The sequence below is a fragment of the Nautilia lithotrophica genome (genome assembly GCF_054656815.1).
The window spans coordinates 761,261-779,777 of record NZ_BAAHXN010000001.1 but is presented as its reverse complement, the minus strand read 5'-3'; the positions used below and the strand labels follow the sequence as shown (position 1 = coordinate 779,777).

General features: G+C 33.8%; 15 protein-coding genes and 2 tRNA genes. 4 read left to right on the top strand and 13 right to left on the bottom strand.

The annotated features are described in order from the left end of the window. Positions 1 to 88: 88 nt before the first annotated feature. The 3 genes from ACYQ19_RS03985 to ACYQ19_RS03975 are packed head-to-tail and all read right to left on the bottom strand — an operon-like array spanning position 89 to position 2,927. Positions 89 to 1,375 carry a TRAP transporter large permease gene (locus tag ACYQ19_RS03985; RefSeq protein ID WP_459978126.1) on the bottom strand — a complete coding sequence of 429 codons (1,287 nt, stop codon included), beginning with the start codon at positions 1,373 to 1,375 and terminating at the stop codon, positions 89 to 91. After that, on the bottom strand, positions 1,375 to 1,941 hold the full coding sequence (locus ACYQ19_RS03980; protein WP_459978125.1) for a TRAP transporter small permease: 567 nt from the start codon (positions 1,939 to 1,941) through the stop codon (positions 1,375 to 1,377). Before ACYQ19_RS03980 ends, ACYQ19_RS03985 begins: the two co-directional genes overlap by 1 nt. Beyond that, positions 1,938 to 2,927: a TRAP transporter substrate-binding protein gene (locus ACYQ19_RS03975; protein WP_459978124.1), complete on the bottom strand. Its 990-nt coding sequence runs from the start codon at positions 2,925 to 2,927 to the stop codon at positions 1,938 to 1,940. The genes ACYQ19_RS03980 and ACYQ19_RS03975 overlap by 4 nt, the downstream gene beginning before the upstream one ends. A gap of 207 nt (positions 2,928 to 3,134) precedes the next feature. Between ACYQ19_RS03975 and ACYQ19_RS03970 the strand changes: the two genes are divergently transcribed. From ACYQ19_RS03970 to ACYQ19_RS03960, 3 genes are all read left to right on the top strand, one after another. Beyond that, positions 3,135 to 3,211 (top strand) — tRNA-Met (locus tag ACYQ19_RS03970). A gap of 144 nt (positions 3,212 to 3,355) precedes the next feature. Beyond that, the gene (locus tag ACYQ19_RS03965; protein ID WP_459978123.1) at positions 3,356 to 3,652 is read left to right on the top strand and encodes a hypothetical protein; all 297 of its coding nucleotides are present in this window, start codon (positions 3,356 to 3,358) and stop codon (positions 3,650 to 3,652) included. Between the two features lie 14 nt (positions 3,653 to 3,666). Further along, complete coding sequence (locus ACYQ19_RS03960) at positions 3,667 to 5,145, top strand: DNA polymerase III subunit gamma/tau (protein ID WP_459978122.1); 1,479 nt, start codon at positions 3,667 to 3,669, stop codon at positions 5,143 to 5,145. Between the two features lie 60 nt (positions 5,146 to 5,205). Here the strand turns inward: ACYQ19_RS03960 and ACYQ19_RS03955 are convergent. The 10 genes from ACYQ19_RS03955 to yajC all read right to left on the bottom strand — a co-directional run bounded on the left by ACYQ19_RS03955 (position 5,206) and on the right by yajC (position 17,228). Next, positions 5,206 to 5,295 (bottom strand) — tRNA-Ser (locus tag ACYQ19_RS03955). 59 nt (positions 5,296 to 5,354) lie between these two features. Then, positions 5,355 to 8,288 carry a transcription-repair coupling factor gene (gene mfd, locus ACYQ19_RS03950; RefSeq protein WP_459978121.1) on the bottom strand — a complete coding sequence of 978 codons (2,934 nt, stop codon included), beginning with the start codon at positions 8,286 to 8,288 and terminating at the stop codon, positions 5,355 to 5,357. Continuing rightward, the gene (locus ACYQ19_RS03945) at positions 8,269 to 9,438 is read right to left on the bottom strand and encodes a bifunctional folylpolyglutamate synthase/dihydrofolate synthase (RefSeq protein WP_459978120.1); all 1,170 of its coding nucleotides are present in this window, start codon (positions 9,436 to 9,438) and stop codon (positions 8,269 to 8,271) included. The genes mfd and ACYQ19_RS03945 overlap by 20 nt, the downstream gene beginning before the upstream one ends. Positions 9,439 to 9,455: 17 nt before the next feature. Further along, entirely contained in the window at positions 9,456 to 10,994 is a 1,539-nt protein-coding gene (locus tag ACYQ19_RS03940; RefSeq protein ID WP_459978119.1) for a GGDEF domain-containing protein, read from the bottom strand. Beyond that, positions 10,984 to 11,520 carry a hypothetical protein gene (locus ACYQ19_RS03935; RefSeq protein ID WP_459978118.1) on the bottom strand — a complete coding sequence of 179 codons (537 nt, stop codon included), beginning with the start codon at positions 11,518 to 11,520 and terminating at the stop codon, positions 10,984 to 10,986. Before ACYQ19_RS03935 ends, ACYQ19_RS03940 begins: the two co-directional genes overlap by 11 nt. A 2-nt stretch (positions 11,521 to 11,522) precedes the next feature. Further along, positions 11,523 to 13,982, bottom strand: coding sequence for a leucine--tRNA ligase (gene leuS, locus ACYQ19_RS03930; RefSeq protein WP_459978117.1), 2,460 nt, complete (start codon positions 13,980 to 13,982; stop codon positions 11,523 to 11,525). Positions 13,983 to 13,985: 3 nt separating this feature from the next. Next, positions 13,986 to 14,327 (bottom strand): DUF6394 family protein, encoded by a 342-nt coding sequence (locus ACYQ19_RS03925; RefSeq protein WP_459978116.1) that lies wholly within the window; start codon positions 14,325 to 14,327, stop codon positions 13,986 to 13,988. Positions 14,328 to 14,403: 76 nt separating this feature from the next. Next, positions 14,404 to 15,375: a protein translocase subunit SecF gene (gene secF / locus ACYQ19_RS03920; RefSeq protein ID WP_459978115.1), complete on the bottom strand. Its 972-nt coding sequence runs from the start codon at positions 15,373 to 15,375 to the stop codon at positions 14,404 to 14,406. A 1-nt stretch (position 15,376) separates the two neighbouring features. Further along, positions 15,377 to 16,933 (bottom strand): protein translocase subunit SecD, encoded by a 1,557-nt coding sequence (secD, locus tag ACYQ19_RS03915; protein ID WP_459978114.1) that lies wholly within the window; start codon positions 16,931 to 16,933, stop codon positions 15,377 to 15,379. Then, positions 16,920 to 17,228 (bottom strand): preprotein translocase subunit YajC, encoded by a 309-nt coding sequence (yajC, locus tag ACYQ19_RS03910; protein ID WP_459978113.1) that lies wholly within the window; start codon positions 17,226 to 17,228, stop codon positions 16,920 to 16,922. The genes secD and yajC overlap by 14 nt, the downstream gene beginning before the upstream one ends. Between yajC and ACYQ19_RS03905 the strand changes: the two genes are divergently transcribed. Beyond that, complete coding sequence (locus tag ACYQ19_RS03905) at positions 17,174 to 18,484, top strand: apolipoprotein N-acyltransferase (protein WP_459978112.1); 1,311 nt, start codon at positions 17,174 to 17,176, stop codon at positions 18,482 to 18,484. The genes yajC and ACYQ19_RS03905 overlap by 55 nt on opposite strands. Positions 18,485 to 18,517 lie beyond the last annotated feature (33 nt).

The window sequence follows — 18,517 nt, the reverse complement described above, 5'->3', positions numbered from 1 at the left end:
CACATATACTAAACTAATATAAAAAATATTATTAAAGTTTATTAAATAATTAAAAAGAATTTTTATATAAAAAAGGGAAAAAAAAGGGTTAATTACCCATCATAACTTCTGGAAGCCATAAGGATATCTGAGGAATATAAGTAATTAGAAGCAGACCGACAAAAATTACAAAAAACCATGGCATTACGGCTTTTACCACTTCTTTAATTGACAGCCCGGTTATACCGCTTGCTACAAAGAGGTTTAATCCTACAGGGGGCGTTAGCATCCCGAGTTCCATATTGATTGTAATAATTACGCCAAAATGAATAGGGTCGATACCAAGCATTGTAGCTACAGGTAAAAGCAATGGAACCATAATCATAATTATTGAGCTTGGTTCCATAAAATTTCCGGCTATTAATAGTAAAATATTTACCGCAACTAAAAACATTACTTTGTTTAAATGCATTTGAACCACAAAATCACTGAGCATCTGTGGAATGTTTTCAAGAGTAAGAAAATATGCAAAAATAGATGCATTTGCAATAATAAACATTATCATGGCACTCGTTTTTGCGCTTTCTAAAAATACAATTTTAAGCTCACTTATTTTTATATCTTTATAAATAAATATTGCAATAAAAAGTGCCCAAACTGCACTCACTGCGGCTGCTTCCGTAGGAGTGAAAATTCCTCCGTAAATACCACCAATAATGATTACGATGGTCATAAGTGCCCAGAACGATTCTTTAAATTTTTTCCATTTTTCGCTCCAAGGTGCGGGGGTAGTTTTTTTAAATCCAAGTCTTTTAGCGCCTATATACGTAACGGCCATAAGCATAAAGCCTATAAGCAGTCCTGGGATTATACCTGCGATGAAAAGTTTTCCGATACTGACTTCCGCAGTAACACCATAAATGATCATTACAATACTTGGTGGAATAAGAATACCAAGACTACCTGACGCAGTGATAGTTCCTACCGCATAGCTTTTTGGGTAACCAGCAGCTGTAATAGCCCCAAACATTATAGAACCTATTGCCGCAACAGTTGCCGGTGAACTTCCAGATACTGCGGCAAATATGATACTTGCAAAAATTGCGGCAATAGGAAGTCCTCCAGGTAGATGTCCTACGAAAGTTCTTGCAAAATCTACAATTCTTTTAGCACTGCTTCCTTTACTTAATAAATTTCCGGCAAGTATAAACATAGGAATCGCCATTAGTGCATATTTGTCAAGTTTACTAAATACCGCACTTGCTAGATCAATTAAACTTTCCGGACCTTCAAAAAAAAATGAAGTTATGAAAGTAGAAGCGCCAAGGGCTACCGCAACCGGAACACTTAAAAATAAAAGAAGAAAAAATATCCCAAATAACACACCTGCTACCATTATTTCACCTCTTTCATTTGAAGTTCCATCTCTTCTATAATCATTTCGTGTTCCGTTTTAGTTACAACTTCTTCAGCTGGTGTTTTAATTAGTTCGATTGTTTTTTGGGTAATTCTGTAAGCTGCGGTTATAAAAGCTATTGGGATAACAATATAAGGAATCCACATAGGTATATTTAAATCAACACTGATTTCACCACTGGCTTTTAAACCGAAATCTGGGTCAAATATAAATAGATATCCATAATATGCTACTGCGAGAAGATATGCAAGTGTAATTAAATGTGCCAAAAGAGAAGAAAGTTTAGCTAATTTTGCTGGTAATATATCTAAAAGAATCGTAACCCTTATATGACACTCTTTCCTAAAGCAGTAACTTGCCCCGAAAAATGCAGACCAAATAAATAAATAATTTGTAAGCTCAAACGCCCAGTCTATTCCTTCATGAAACACAAACCTTGCCACAACGTTTATAAAAGCTAAAAGCACTCCCGCGGCTATGCCGAAGGAGGCTATAAATTCATTAATTAAACCTATGATTTTATCTAATAAATCCAAGGCTTTCATTCACCGGCTTTAATAGCTTTTTCAATTAAGTCTTTTCCAATCATTCCGTAAAATTTCGGATAAATGCTTCTTAATTTTTTAACCCAAGCCTGTCTTTGTTCTTTAGTTAGTTTTATAATTTGAAGTTTTCCTGTTTTATCCGCGTATTCTTTGATTTTTGCAAATTGTGAATCGTTAAGCTCTTTTGCCCAAATTCTTTCTTTTTCAGTAGCTTCTTTCATTGCTTGTTTTACAACTTTTTTAAGATCTGCTGGTAATTTGTTCCAGAATTTTTTACTTACTACAACCATATATCCCAAATATCCATGATTAGAAATAGTCATGTATTTTTGAACTTCATAAAATTTTTTAGTGTAAATGTTTGAAATTGTATTTTCCTGTCCATCAACAACACCTTGTTGAAGAGCTGAATAAACTTCAGAGAAAGGTAATACCACAGGGATTGCGCCAAGTGCTTTAAATTGTTCTATTAAAACTTTTGAACTCATAACTCTGAACTTAAGGCCTTTTGCGTCTTCAGGTTTAATTAAAGGTCTTTTAGAGTCAGTTAACTGCTTAAATCCGTTATCCCAATATGCAAGTGCCACATAACCTTTTTTGTTTACCAAATCAAGAAGTTTTTGTCCTACTTCCCCGTCGAGCACTTTATGCAAATGATCCGCATCATTGAATAAAAACGGCAGGTCAAAGAGAGCCAGTTGTGGAACAAGTCCCGTGAATTTTGAGAAACTCGGAGCCGCCATTTGAACTGCATTAAATTTCATTTTTCTTAAAACAACTTTATCCCCACACAGCTGTGCATTAGGATATACTTCAACCTTGATTTTTCCATGGCTAAGTTCCGCAACCCTTTTTGCAAAATAATCAGCAGCTTTACCTTTTGGCGTGTTTGGTGATACTACGTGTGAAAATTTAATTACATAATCCGCCGCAAAAGAGATACTTGCAGCAACGGCTATGCTTAGTAATCCTTTAAATATTTTCATTTTTTCTCCTTTTTTTTATCAATTATATCATCTTGCCAAAATTAAGTATTTTTATATTAAAAATAAATACTCATATGTTACTTTTAGTAACTTTAAAAGTTTGGGTTAGAACAAAGGTGAAAAAATTAAATAGTTTTTTGTCTGTTTTTTGTGATTTTTGCTTGAAATTTGAATTAAAAGTGGTTATAATTTCAATCCACAAAACGAGGTGGGGTAGCTCAGCTGGCTAGAGCGCCGGTCTCATAAGCCGGAGGTCGGGAGTTCAAGTCTCCCCCTCACTACCATTTGCTTTAATAGGTGTCTGTCACTAAATCTACTTGATAGCTTTTTTACTTTGAATAAGTAATTTTTATTTAATTGACTTTATTCTAATATCGGGATATAATTATTAAAAGTATTCTTAAAGTTTAAAGGACTGCAAAAACGATATGATCTGGTGTAATAAAGATAAGTATAATTTTATAAGTAAGTTGTTAAAAACGAATGCCAATAAAGAAGTTCAATATTTAAAAAATCTTATAGAAAGAGAAGAAGTTGATGAAAATATAAGAAATTTAGTTAATAAATTTTTTTTGATTAATAATAATTTTGACTTACAGGAATTTGTAAAAAGCCAGTCGTTTTTTGAATATGAATTTACTGATGATATGCTATCTAATGATTTTTTAGAAAATAAAGACAGCGTTGCTTATGCTATCATAGAAGCTATCTTATCTCAAAAATAATTAAGGGATTGTTGTTGGTTTTAGCTTTAAAATACAGACCCAAAAGATTTGAAGAAATAATAGGACAGGATGCTATTGTAAAGACACTCGTAAATTCTCTCGATAAAAACAGAATTGCCCATGCTTATCTTTTTTCCGGACTCAGAGGTGCCGGAAAGACTACGACCGCCAGAATTTTTGCCAAAGCCCTTCAATGTGAAAAAGGTCCTACTTCCAATCCTTGCGAAGAGTGTGAAAATTGTCTTTTGGCAAATGAAAACCGCCATATAGATATTATTGAAATGGATGCAGCCAGCAATCGTAAAATCGAAGATATAAGAGAGCTCATAGAGCATACGAAATACAAACCGAGTGTGGGAAAATATAAAATATTTATAATTGATGAAGTTCATATGCTTACAAACGAAGCGTTTAACGCACTTTTGAAAACTCTTGAAGAACCGCCTGAGTATGTAAAATTTATAATGGCGACAACAGATCCTTTAAAACTGCCTGCAACAATTTTAAGCAGAGTTCAGCATTTCAGGTTTAATAAAATCAAAAACAGCATAATTGAAAATTATTTAATTAAAATTTTGGCAATTGAAAATGTCGAATTTGATGAAGAAGCCCTTAGACTTATAATAAAAGCCGCAAAAGGAAGTGTAAGGGATTCGCTGACCCTTTTAGATCAGGCTATCGCTTTTTCAAAAGGCAGAATTGATTTGGACAGCGTTGTTGAAATGCTTGGGGTTATCAATCCGGAAATAATAAATGAAATTTTTGAAGCTGTAAAAAACAGCGATAAAAAAAGAATTAAAGAAATAGTGGCAGAAATTAAAGATTATGATATCGAATCAATCGTGGATGAGGTTATAATTTATCTAAAAGATGCATTGTTTGAAGGAAGTCTGCCGTTAGTTACGGTTCAGAGGTTTTTTAATATAGTGGCGGATGTAAAGGAACTTATCAAATACAATACCGACAACGAATTTGTATTGACGTTGATGTTTTTAAGAATGAGTGAAGCTGTTAAACCTCATAAGATTGATGATTTGATAAAAAGTTTTGAACAAAAAATAAACTTAGATACATATAAACCAAAAGAAGAACCTGAAATAATTAAAAAATCACCGGAAGAGCTGTTTAAAAAGCTTATTGTTAAAATAAAAGAAAAAGACATTGACCTTGGGGTATGTTTTGAAACGAGCGTGAAATTTATTTCATATGAAAACGGCATTCTTGTTTGGGAAAGTTGCCCAGATGATATGTGCAAAGAGCAGTTTAAAAGATTTTTTTCACCGGTTATAAGGCCTCTTATAAATGAAATATTCGGAATAGGCACAAAAATAGAACCGATAAGATGTGAAAAAAAAAATGAAATAACACTCACGCCACAAGTTCAAAACAAACCGACCGAATCGGTATTAAAAGACAAATCGGAAGAAGTTATAAACAAAGTAAGAGAAATATTCGGAAGTGATGTAAGAATTGAAAAAATAGTTCATAAATAAAAAAATACGAGATTACAAATTATTTAGTGACAGACACTAATTAATATGTGTTGTTTTCAATGGCGGAGAGTGAGGGATTCGAACCCTCGGTGGGCGTTAACCCACACACGCGTTCCAGGCGTGCGCCTTCAACCACTCGGCCAACTCTCCATTTAAGCGAAAGTTTAAAGTGAAAAATTTGATTTGAATTATACCACAACTTTTCACTTTTAATTTTTAACTTTTAACTTTTTAAGTATTGTTTCGAGTATGATTTCATCGTCTTTGGCTTCCGCTTTGAAAAACTCTTTTTTGTCGTCGTTGTAGATAAAAGTAATGTTTTCGCCATAGTTTGAAATAGATTTTAAGCCTTTTTGGGAGGCTAAAACTTTTATTTTGATTTTTTCAATAAAATTTTGGGTCGGTTTATCGAGTTTTCCAAATCTGTCGATCAGTTCTTTTTCTATTTCGTAAACGTCTTGAAGTGTTTTACACATTGAGAGTCTTTTATAAAGATCAAGTCTTAATCTGTCTTCTTTTACAACTTCATCAGAAATGTAAGCATTGATGTTTAGTTTGACTTCGACTTCTTCCTCTTTTATTTTTTTGCCGCTGAGCTCTTTAAGTGTGTCTTCAAGCATTTTTACATACATCGAATATCCCACACCTTTTATCTGCCCTGACTGCTCGGCCCCGAGTATATTTCCGCCGCCTCTGATTTCAAGATCCCTCATGGCAAGCACCTGACCGCTTCCAAGAAATGAGTTTTCTTCAAGGGCGAGCAGTCTTTTTTTTGCGTCTTCACTTAATTCGTCTTTGTTTTTAACTAAAAAGTAAGCGTATCCTTCGTGTTTGCCGCGTCCCACCCTTCCTCTTATCTGGTGAAGGTCGGCTATTCCGAATTTGTCGGCGTTTTCAACTATTACGGTATTAACATTTGGAATGTGAATCCCACTTTCTACTATTGTGGTTGTAAGAGCCATATCGTATTTTCCGGCTATAAAATCGACAAGGCCTTTTTCAATTTGCGCTGGGGTTAATTTTGCATGTAATACGAGGATTCTTAAATTCGGAAGGATGTTTTGAATCTCTTTTTTCTTTTGTTCGATGTAGGCTATGTTGTTGTATATATAAAAAATCTGTCCGCCTCTTCTAATTTCCCTTAAAATCACTTCTTTAATAAGGTTTTCGTTCCATTCTTTTACAAATGTTTTGGTGGATTGTTTGCCTTTAGGGGCGGTTTCAAGGGTTGAGATGGACTTAACCTGCGAGAGTGCCATATTGAGCGTTCTTGGAATAGGGGTTGCGGACATATAAAGAGTGTGCACGTTTTTGGATATTTCTTTTAGTTTTTCTTTCTGTTTTACACCGAATTTGTGTTCTTCGTCTATAATGACAAGCCCTAAATTTTTATATTCGATATTGAGTCCCGCGTGTGTTGATATGATTATGTCTATTTCGCCGGTTTTGACTTTTTCTACAATTTCCTTTTTCTCTTTGGCTGAAGTGAATCTGTCAAGTTTGGCTATTTTTATGTTCGTATCTTTAAACCTTTCTTTAAAACTCTCAAAATGCTGGTTTACGAGTATTGTGGTAGGTGCTATTACGGCCACCTGGTAGCCTGAATTTGCCACTACAAAACTTGCAACCATCGCCACTTCCGTTTTACCGAATCCGACATCTCCGCTTAAGAGTCTATCCATTATTTTGGTTTTGAAATCTTCAAGTATTTCGTTAATCGCTTTTTTCTGGTCTGGCGTATGCACAAAAGGGGCTTTTTGAATAAACTCTTTAACGCCTTCAAAATTAAGAGGAATAGGCTCGATTAGCTGGCGTTCGGCTTGAAGTTTGATTATATCAGCTGCCATTGAAAGGATTTTTTCTTTTATTTTTTCACGTTTTTTGGCGAAAGATCCTTTTCCGAGTTTATCAAGGGTAGGTATTACACCTCCCGGGGCAATGTATTTTTCTATCAGGTTTAAATTTTCAACCGGCAGTAAAAGTTTGTCGTCGTTTGCGTATAGAACTTCTGCATATTCACCGATTTTCCCAAGGATTTCAACTTTTTTAAGTCCGTTGAATTTACCTATTCCGTGTGCTTCATGAACTACGAAGTCACCTTTTTTTAATTCATCCAATACAAGGTTTGTTTTTTTTCTTTTTTCAAATTCAGGCGGGTTTAGCGAAATGATGTATTTCTCAGGACACTGGATATTTATATGCGCGTCACTCTGTATCCATTTAATAAGCGGGGCTCTTAATCTGACTTCTTCGAAAATATCCGCTTCTTTTAACAAAACTTCGTTTTTGGCGATTATTTCAATGTGTGAGTTTTTGTGGAAGTTTAAAAATTCTTTAATGTTTTTGACATTTATGTCTTTGCATTTGCCGTTTGGAATAACAGGCGATTTTTCAATTTCAGGATTGAATTCTTTGTGAAACTCTTTATATTCCGCTATTTCCTGGGTTAAGTCGTTTAAAAGTGCAAAGCCACTTAAATATTCCCTCTCAAGATACCAAAATCCCAAAGAATAAAAGTCTTTATAAAACGCCGAAAATTCGCTTGAATTTATTTTCTCTAAAATTTTGTCGTATTCGTCCTTTTCAAGTGCCGCAATTGCCGGAATTATCGTAAACGTTTCTATCTCTTCAATACTTTTTTGATTTGTTTCTTCAAATATTCTTATACTTTCAACTTCCGTATCAAAAAGCGAAACCCTTACAGGTTTTTCATAGTTTATAGGCCATATGTCGAATATGTCGCCTCTGAAGCTGACTTCTCCCTTTTCGCTTACGATATCCACATGTTCGTATCCCCATAAAATCAGCTTTTCTTTAAGCTCGTTCAGGTTAATGTCGTCTCCGAATTCTATTTCGATTGAGCGGTAATATCTTTTATGAGGCAGTTTTTTGAGGATTGTCGTATATGGTGAAATAAAGAACGAATTATTGTTGTAGTATTTAAAAAGAGCGTTGTTTAATTCAAAAATCTCGTTTCTGAAACTTCTTAAATCATCCCCGAGAGTAGCCCTGAAATCAGGAAATACGACATAAGGGATGTTTAGGTATTTAAAAACCTCACCCGCTAAATCCGCTTCTTTTTTGGATTGGGTGATTATGTTTGTTTTTTGTTTTTGCAGATATTCATATACTTTTGCCTGCACTATATCTCCTTAAAAATTCTTCCGCCACGCTGAAGCTTCCGAAAATTAGCATTGGTTTTTTAATTTCTTTAAATTCTTCTACTTCAATTCCAAGCTCAAGTGCCGTTTTTTTAATGTTTTTGGGATTTTCTATTCTTTCGTTATCTACTTTTATAAGATAAAGTTTGTTGATTTTGGGTTTTAAAATAGTTAGTATTTCTTTATAGTCTTTATCGGAGTAGGTGTTATACACCAGATTTACTTTTTTAGGAAGTGTTTTTACAATAGCCTTTGCCGCAAGGGGATTGTGTCCCACGTCAAGCCACAAATCTTTTTCAATTTCCTGCATTCTTCCGGGAAGTATCAAATCATCTATATCTTTTATACTGAATGATATTTTTTCTTTTTTTAAAAAACTCATCGCCAATAGATAATTATCAAATAAAAAAGGCGCGAACTTAAATTCTTTTTTTAATTTTTCAATTTCCTCTTTTTCGAAAAACTCCGAATAATCATAGATTTTTTTACCCTCATTTTTCATTTTACATTTTACATTTTCAATTTCTTTATGTATTTGCTTTCCAAGTATCGCTTCTTTATCTATTGAATTAAGTTTGGTAGTTGCAATTTCTTCTATCGTGTTTCCCAAAAACGCCTGATGGTCGTAATCAATAGTGGTAATAAGGGAAATTTTTTTGTCAAATACATTTGTAGCGTCAAACTCTCCGCCAAGTCCCGCTTCCATTATTACATAATCAAGCCCTTCAAAAGCAAGGGCTGCAAGCAGGGTAGTGTATTCGAAATAACTCAAAGATAGAGATACATTTTGAGGCAGTAAAGTTTGTAGTTTCTGATGAATCTCTTCAAGTTTTTCATCACTTATATATTTGCCGTTTATCCAGATGCGTTCGTTGAATTTCAATATATGAGGTGATGTATAATGTCCTACACTAAACCCCTTTTTTAACAGCGTATGTGCCAAAAATCTGCCCGTAGAGCCTTTTCCGTTTGTTCCGACTATATGAATGACCGGTGATATGTTGATTTTATCTTTGATGAGGTTGTATGCGTTTTGCATTCTTTTTAAATCAATTTTTTTATAAAAGAGAGGTTTTCGGTTTAGGAAATCGTTTAATATAGTGCTCTTTTTCTTTTCATTTTCAATTCTCAATTCTCAGTTCTCCATCATCAATTGCATTTGTCATCGGCACAAACTCTGTTTCTTCCGGCGCGTTTTGCTAGATATAATCTTTTGTCGGCAAGTTTAAGTGTCTCGTTACTTGAATTTGTTTCATTTCTACTTGCTACGCCGCCTGATACTGTTACGTCTATTCTGGTGTTTTTATACATAAATTTTGTTTTTTCTATAATTTGTCTTAGTTTTTCCGCAAATTTATACGCACCTTCTTTGTCTGTATTCGGTAAGATTGCAACAAACTCTTCACCGCCAAATCTTCCTATCATATCGATGTCTCTAGCGTATCTTTTAAAAAGTAATCCCAAAGATTTGAGTATTACATCCCCTGCATCATGTCCGTATGTGTCGTTAATGTTTTTGAAATGGTCAATATCAAAAAATACAACTGAGTAATTTGTGCCGTATCTGTTGTATATGGATTCTTGTTTTTTTAGTTCGTCCATTACGGCTTTTTTGTTTGCGATGTCGGTTAAAAAGTCTGTTTTTACCTCTTTGCTTAATTGTTTTAGCTTTCCTTCCAAAAAATGCACTTTTTGTCTGAGTTTGGCGATTTCTTCGTCTTCTTTTTTCATTTCTTCCGAAAAATGGTTTAATTCTTTATCGATAGAAGTTGCGATTGTCAAAAGTTTTTCTTTGATGGCTTCAAAATCACCATCGTCTTTGCGCCAATTTTGAAGTTCTATGGTAATGTTTTTAATTTCCTGAGATGATCCGTCCGTTTTTTCAAGTATTCTTAAAATTTTAATTGATAATCTTTCAGCTATCTGATCAAGGTCTTTTAATTTTCTTTTTAATTCTTCTTTATCAAGTCTTATTCTTTTTTGAGTTAAAATTTTTAAATCTTCTGCAAAGGCTTTGCTAAGTATAAAAGAAGTATTTTCTTTTATCTGTTTTTTAAGTATTGCTATTTCATTGCTCATAAACGGGGCATAGCTTGGTGTTAAGGTGTATATCAGTGAATCAACTAAAAATTCTAAATCCGGATTTTCTTCAAATTTTTTAATTAACGCATCTATTACTTCCAAAGCGTCTTCACTTTTAATTCCGGCTACCATTGCACCTTTTTTTACGATGGAGGAATCAAATTCGCTCAAAAATTCAAACCATTCAGTTCTTAATTTATCAAACTCTTCTTTTTCCATATGCGGTTTTAAAAAGTCAAGGTGTTTAATTGCTATTGTTTTTGATTTTATGATTGGCAATACGGCAATTACGTCAAGTGCTCTTTTTGTGTAGATAAAAAGATTTTCAAGGTTTTCTTTTTCTTTACTTGCGTCTTCTCTATTTAAATAATTTATTAAAAATAAAATAAGTTCGTCCAGGTTTTTAATATTGTAATTTTTTGCTATTAATTGATATTTTTTATCAAGTTTTGTAATGTATTCGGCAACTTTATTGCAATCTTTAATAATTACTTTGGCTTTTTTTGCCTCTTTACAAAATACTTTTTTGTATTCGTCAGGCGTGAATACATAACCGCTTTGTTTAAAATGTGCAAGTGTTTTTTTAGCTATATCTTTAATTGTCATGTTTGACTCCGTCTTTTGTAATTTCAGCTAGCAATTTATTTAAAGCGTTAATTGAAGCCTGTTTAAAGGAATTGAATTTGAGCTGGTCGTTTATGATACTATTAGCAGAAACTGCAAAATCGTAATTACCGCTTACCGTGTAATTGTGAATATTTGAAAATTTATCTATAATTTTTGCTTTTAAAGTAACTGCACTTCTGTAAAGAATAGGAAATCCATTTTCATCATAATCAAGAGGAGTTAAAGAGGAAGAGTTTATGGTTAGAATTATTTTAGTTGTTGCGTTATTATCTACTAAATTGGCTCCAAAAACCGAATAAACTGCATCATTAAGGGCGTCTTTTAAAAATGCACTCTCTTTAGGCGTTTGGGATGAAATTTCAACAACAGCCTGAATGTCTTTTCCGATTATTTTGTTTTGATATACTGAGCTTGGTTTATAACCGCAACCAAAAAAAGTGAAAAGTGAAAAGTAAAAAATGAAGAGAAAGAAAAGATTTGATTTGCTAAAAAAAATTTTTTTCAAATTTATCCTTTAACGACGATGTTGACTATTCTTCCCGGAACGAAAATCTCTTTTATTATTTCTTTGCCGTTTATATATTTTGCAACTGCTTCTTTTGCTTGAGATAACACTTCATCTTTTGAAGCATCCGCACTTACGCTGATTTCGGCTCTTTTTTTCCCGTTTACACTTACAGGGTAATTAATTTCGTCTTTTTTAAGGGCGTTTTCGTCTATTTTAACAGGTTTGAAATTGTTTCTGTTAAACAATTCTTCGCTTAACTCACTCGTAACATGAGGAATTATAGGTTCAAGCACGTTTAGAATAATCCAATAGCATTCCGTAAACACGTCTTTGTTGTTAAGTTTATTAAGAGCGTTTAGAGCTTCCATGGCACTTGCTATTAGTGTATTGAAAGCAAATGTTTTTTCGTATGTTTCTATACTTCTTTTTAGCGTTTCATAAACTTTTCTTCTTGCTTCTTTTTCTTCTTTTGAAAGTTTAGATGCGTCAATTACGGGTATCGTATCTGTTTTATATGCTTTTTGGGCATTTAGATATAGTCTATTGATAAATCTAAACGCGCCTTCAACGGCAGAATCGCTCCATTCAAGTTCTTGTTCAGGCGGTGCTGCGAAAAGTATAAAGAGTCTTGCCGTATCTGCTCCGTATTTTGCAACTATTTCATCAGGATCTACGACATTTCCTTTGCTTTTACTCATTTTGCTTCCGTCTTTTAGCACCATACCTTGTGTAAGAAGTTTGGCAAAAGGTTCATCAACGCTTACATACCCTAAATCTCTTAATGCTTTTGTAAAGAATCTTGCATACAGCAGGTGTAAAATCGCGTGTTCGATACCGCCTATATACTGATCTACAGGCATCCAGTATTGTTCGTCTTCTTTTCTGAAAGGCACATCTTTGTATTTTTGAAAATCAGTTGTAAACCTGAACTGATACCAGCTGCTTTGAACGAAAGTATCCATTGTATCCGTTTCACGCTCGGCATCCGCACCACATTTAGGACATTTTGTATGTTTCCAAGTCGGATGCATTTCAAGCGGATTTCCGCTTCCTGTAATTTCCACGTCTTCAGGAAGTGTTACAGGAAGATTTTCGATTTTTTCCGGAACTATGCCGCAGTTTGGACATTTGATAAACGGAAGAGGCGCTCCCCAGTATCTCTGGCGGCTTATTCCCCAGTCTCTTAGTCTGTAATTTACTTCTTTTTTACCGATTCCAAGTTCTTCCATTTTTTTTATAATTGCTTCTTTTGCAACGCTGTTTTTCATGCCTGTAAATTCACCGCTGTTTATTAAAATACCTTCACCCGTATAGGCTTCGTTTTCGTTAATTTCACCATCAACAGGTTTTATTACCCATTTGATAGGCAGGTTGAATTTTTTGGCAAACTCAAAATCCCTCTCATCATGAGCCGGAACGGCCATAACCGCACCGCTTCCGTATTCAACCAATACAAAATTGGCAAGCCAGACGGGAACTTTTTCACCTGTAAGAGGATGAACTACATCAATTCCAAGATAAACCCCGTCTTTTTCCATTGCCTGTCTGTCTTTAGGCAGGATACTTCTTATGTGTCTGACTTTTTCTTCCGTTTCTTTGTCAAAAAGATTGTTTTCAAGCATATAATCAACAATCGGATGTTCAGGTGCAAGTGCGGAATAAGTTACTCCGTAAATCGTATCGGGACGTGTGGTAAATACTTCGTATCCCTCGAATTTGTTATTTAATTTTTCTTTGCTTTCGTCTGAAAGGCTGAATTTAAATTTAAGCCCCGTTGATTTACCAATCCAGTTTTTCTGCATTGTAAGAACTCTATCAGGCCAGTTTCCTTTAAGTTTAGTATCTATATCTTCAAGAAGTTCGTCTGCATATTTTGTAATTTTTATATACCATCCCGGAAGCTCTTTAATTTCAATAGGATTATCGCATCTCCAGCAGCATCCTTCAATTACCTGCTCGTTTGCAAGGACGGTGTGGCACGTTTCGCACCAGTTTACTTTTTGTGTTCTTCTCTCAAGCAGTCCCTTTTCAAACATTTTAATAATAAATTCCTGTTCCCATCTTGTATATTCAGGATCACTTGTAGCAAATTCCCTTTCTTTGCTGAATGAGAGTCCGAGGTTTTTAAGCTCTTTTCTCATATAATCAATATTTTCGTATGTCCATTTTTTAGGATGCGTTTTATGTTTAATAGCTGCATTTTCAGCCGGCATACCAAAGCTGTCCCAGCCGATAGGATGCAGAACGTTAAACCCTTTTTTTCTGTAATATCTGGCAATTGCATCCCCAATAGAATAGTTTCTAACATGCCCCATGTGAATTCTACCACTCGGGTAAGGAAACATTGATAAAATATATTTTTTCGGCAGAGCATAATCTTCTTTTGGCTCGAATGCTTTTTCTTTATCCCAAATTTCTTGCCATTTTTTTTCAATGATACTTGGCTTGTATTCTCTCATATACTACTCCCAATCTGATTTTGTTTTTGCAAGTTCTATAAAACTTAAGATTAACGTAACTATGTTTGCAATCATGGCACCGATTGCCATAGCGTAAGCTGCTAAAAGGTCGTTTTTAATTTCAAGGTAAATAAATGCCGGTATCAAATGTAAATCCGCTACCAGACTTGCCGCAAAAAGTTCTGCAGCAAATATATTTTTTACACCGATTTTAAGCACGGTTGAAATAAGGTTAAGGCTTAATGCAATAAATAATGCAACTTTATTATGGTCATATAAAAATCCGGCAACACTCGTTAAACTCATAAGCTGAAAGAAGACATAAATAACTTTTCCCCAATCCATATTAGTTCCTTTAATTAAAAGTTAAAAGTGTAAAGTGAAAGGTTTAAATTCACTTTTAATTTTTCATTTTTCACTTCTATACGACTCCTCCCTGATACATTTCCCTTAGTTTTTCTTTTTCTTTTCTTTTTTTCTCTTTTTCGGCAAGTCTTTTTCTGTAATCGTCTATTTTGAATCCCATCCAAATAAGAAGAGGTGAGGCTATAAAGATTGAACTATAAGTTCCTACGATAATACCTACAAGCAGTGTGAAACTGAAAGGTTTGATAATTTCTCCACCAAATAAATACAATGTAAGCACAACAAAAAATGTAGTTAGTGAAGTTAAAACCGTTCTACTGAGTGTTTTAGAAACCGCATCGTTAATTAATAGTGCCAAATCCCTGATTTTAGAATCTCTTACCTGTTCTCTGATTCTGTCGAATACGACTATCGTATCATTTAGGGAGTATCCCATAAGCGTAAGAATTGCTGCTAAAACGTCAAGATTTACTTCAATATGGAAAAAGCTTACAGCACCCAGTGATATAATCGTATCGTGAAAAAGCGCCAAAACGGAAGCCACCGCAAAACGCCATTCAAATCTGAATGCCACATAAATTAAAATACCTATGATTGAGAATATAAATGCCTGAAGACCTTTTTCTTTTAGTTCGTTTCCGACTTTTGCACCTACAATATCAACCCTTCTTATATCTATTTTACCAAGAGGTTTTAGAATTTGGGCAATTTGGTGTCCTATGTCGTTTTGAACGTTAGTAGAAGCGTTTTTAACGTTAAGTCTTATTAATACTTCATTTTCACTACCAAAAGTAGTAATGTTTGCACCTTTGTATTTTTGAGAAATAAGTTTTCTGATTTCACCGATATCGGCTTTTTTGTCAAATTTTACCTGCACTTCAACACCGCCCTGGAAATCGATTCCCCAGTTGAAACCTTTTGTGAATATTGAAAAAAGGCTTAAAATTATAAGTATTAAAGAAATAGAAACAAATAAGTTTCTTTTGCTCATAAAATCATATATTTTTTCGTCTCTAAAAAGTTCCATACTAAACCTTCATACCAAAAGATTTTGGTGTAATTTTTTTACCGCTTGCAAGCAGATATTCCCAAATTCCGTGTGTTCCGAGTATTGCCGTTAACATACTTGCCATAATACCGATTGCCATAGTGATGGCAAAACCTTTGATTGTTCCCGTTCCGTAAGCGAAAAGGGCAATTGCCGCGATTAACGTAGTAATATTTGCGTCTAAAATTGCGCTCATTGCGTTTTTGTATCCGCCTTCGATTGCTACTTTTATGGATTTACCTTCCCGCAAAAGCTCTCTTATACGTTCGTTAATAATAACGTTTGCGTCAACCGCCATACCGACGGTAAGAACTATACCCGCCATTCCCGGAAGTGTAAGAGTTGCACCAAATAACGCCATGATAGCTATGATTAAGAACAGGTTAACAATAAGTGCGATATCCGCAACGATACCAGCTGTGCCGTAATACCATGCCATAAAGATTACAACTACTACAAATCCCGTTACAAGTGCTATTAATGATTGTCTGATTGAGTCGGCCCCAAGACTTGCGCCAACGCTTCTTTTTTCAAGTAAAATTACCGGAGCAGGGAGAGAACCGCTTCTAAGTGCAATAGCTAAAACATGTGCTTCTTCAGGGCTTCCTACCGTAATCTGTCCGCTTCCACCACCAATTCTTTCCTGAATTACAGGTGCCGAATAAACTTTGTTATCCACAACGATTGCAAGTCTTTTTCCTACGTTTTTGCCTGTAAAGTCACCAAATATCTGTGCACCCTGAGAGTTCAGCGTAAAGAAAATAGCCGGCTGGTTCGTTTTTTGAGTAAATCCGACCGTTGCATCGGTAATCATGCTACCATCTAATACAGGTGGAGTTTTTAATAAATATTTTCTATCAGGATTGTCTTTGCTTGGAAGTAAAATATCTCCGTATTTTTCAGCGTCTTTTTGAGTTAGTGCTCTGTGTTCTTCATCAACGGCATACAATTCAAGATGTGCAGATGTCGATATTAACTGCTGAACGCTGTGCTGTTCTTTAGGTGTTTTAATACCGGGAAGTTCTACTAAAATTTTATCTTTTCCCTGTTTTGTTACGGTTGGCTCTGCCAATCCGAATGCGTCAAGTCTGCTTCTTATTGTTTGAATTGCTTGATTAAGTGCGTCGTCTTTTGTTTTGATAATTTCTTCAGGCGTTAAAGTAATTTTATATTCAATAGAGCCTTTTTTAGGCATTTTTTGAATATTTACGCCTTTTAAAACTTTAAGTTCTTTATCAAGTTTAGCAGCATCATCTTTATCGATCAGTTCAAAAGTAATTGAGTTGTCTTTTGTTTTTAAATTGTCGATAAAAAGTTCTTTTTTGTCAGTTATGTATTTAATTGTAGATGCTATTGTTTTGATTTTGCTTTTTACCGCTTCATCACCCTTTACACCTAAAACTAAATACATACCGCCTTGTAAGTCTAATCCGAGATTTATTTTGGGCTCTTTTCCTATAAAAGAGGGGATTGTAAAAGCAATCCCGAAAAGTGCCGCTAATATAAATATAACTAATCTATAATTAAGCTTTTTCATCATTTAGCTTTCTTGCTACCGCACTTTTATCAAGTTTTACTTCAACGTTGTCGTTTATTTTTACTTTTAGAAAATCCGGTTCGTTTTTTACAACTTCAGCTATTATACCGCCTGTTGTTATGATTTTGTCACCTTTTTTAAGCTCTTCCACCATCTGTTTGTGTTTTTTAGCCTGTCTTTGTTGTGGTAGAATTACAAGAAAATAAAAAATAGCAAATAAAATAATCAGAGGAAGTAAAGATGCCAAAAGTGATGGTTGTCCTGCCTGAGGTGCTTGTGCGTATAAGAAATTCATGTGAGTCCTTTTTTAAAGAGAATTTTAACACAAATTCTCTGAAGTTAGCAATTTTTTTCTCATTACCGATATATGTTAATCATTTATTGCTTATATATGAAATTGAGATTAATTTATTTATTAAAATTTTATTTACTATTGATATGTTTTTAGCTTTTTATTATCTTTTTCATTCAGAACATAAATGGTTTGGAACCGGATTTTTTATAGGGACTTTTTGGTTTTGGTGGATTGGACTTAGTTTTAGGTATTATGGTTTAAGTTGGATGATACCTGTTGTGGATATATTTGTCGCTCTGTTTTACGGCTTTGTTTTTTGGATTGTTTTTAAAATTTATCAGTTTTTAAAAAAGAAAAATTTATATATTGGAAAATTGTCTCTGGTGATAATGTTTACATTTGGGTTTGATTATATAGCGCCTTTTACTTTTGACTGGTTTAAGCCTGAAGTTTTATTTGTAAATACTTTATTTGATGTTTCAAAAATAGTTTTATTTTTAGTAATTTTTGCCGTTGCTTTTTATAAAGAGCTGAAATGGTTTGCTATTATTTTTTTATGTATTGCCATACTTTTTAAGTCTACACATCCTACGCCGCCTAAACTTGATGTTTATGTTTCATACACTAAGATTTCGCAGGATAAAAAATGGGAAAAAAGCTTTATTCCTTATGAAATTAAAAACAATTTTTTAATTATTGATAAAGCAATTAAATTAAAAAAAGACGTTGTTATTCTGCCAGAAAGTGCTTTTCCTTTATTTTTGAACAGGCATAAAAATTTATTGAATAAATTAAAAAATTTTTCTTATAAAATAACCATTATTACCGGTGCATTGCATTTGAAAGATTCAAAATATTATAATTCAACCTATGTATTTGAAAAAGGGAAAGTAAAAATCCTTGACAAGCATGTATTGGTGCCTTTTGGGGAATATATTCCTTTACCTTTTTTTCAAAAAGAAATAAATGATATATTTTTTGACGGGGCAAGTGATTATATGACAAGTAATAAATTCGGAATATTTGAAATTGAAGGATATAAATTTATCAATGCAATCTGTTATGAAGCAACTTTGGAAAAGATATATAAATTAACACCTACATATATGGTTGCATTAAGCAACGATGCTTGGTTTATGCCGTCAATTATGCCTTCACTTCAACAAATGCTTATAAAAATTTATGCTAAAAAATACGGAAAAATAGTTTATCACAGCATAAACGGGTTTAAATCGTATGTGGTAGAGGAGAAATGAAAAATAGAAATAAAAACTAAATAAAAAATATAT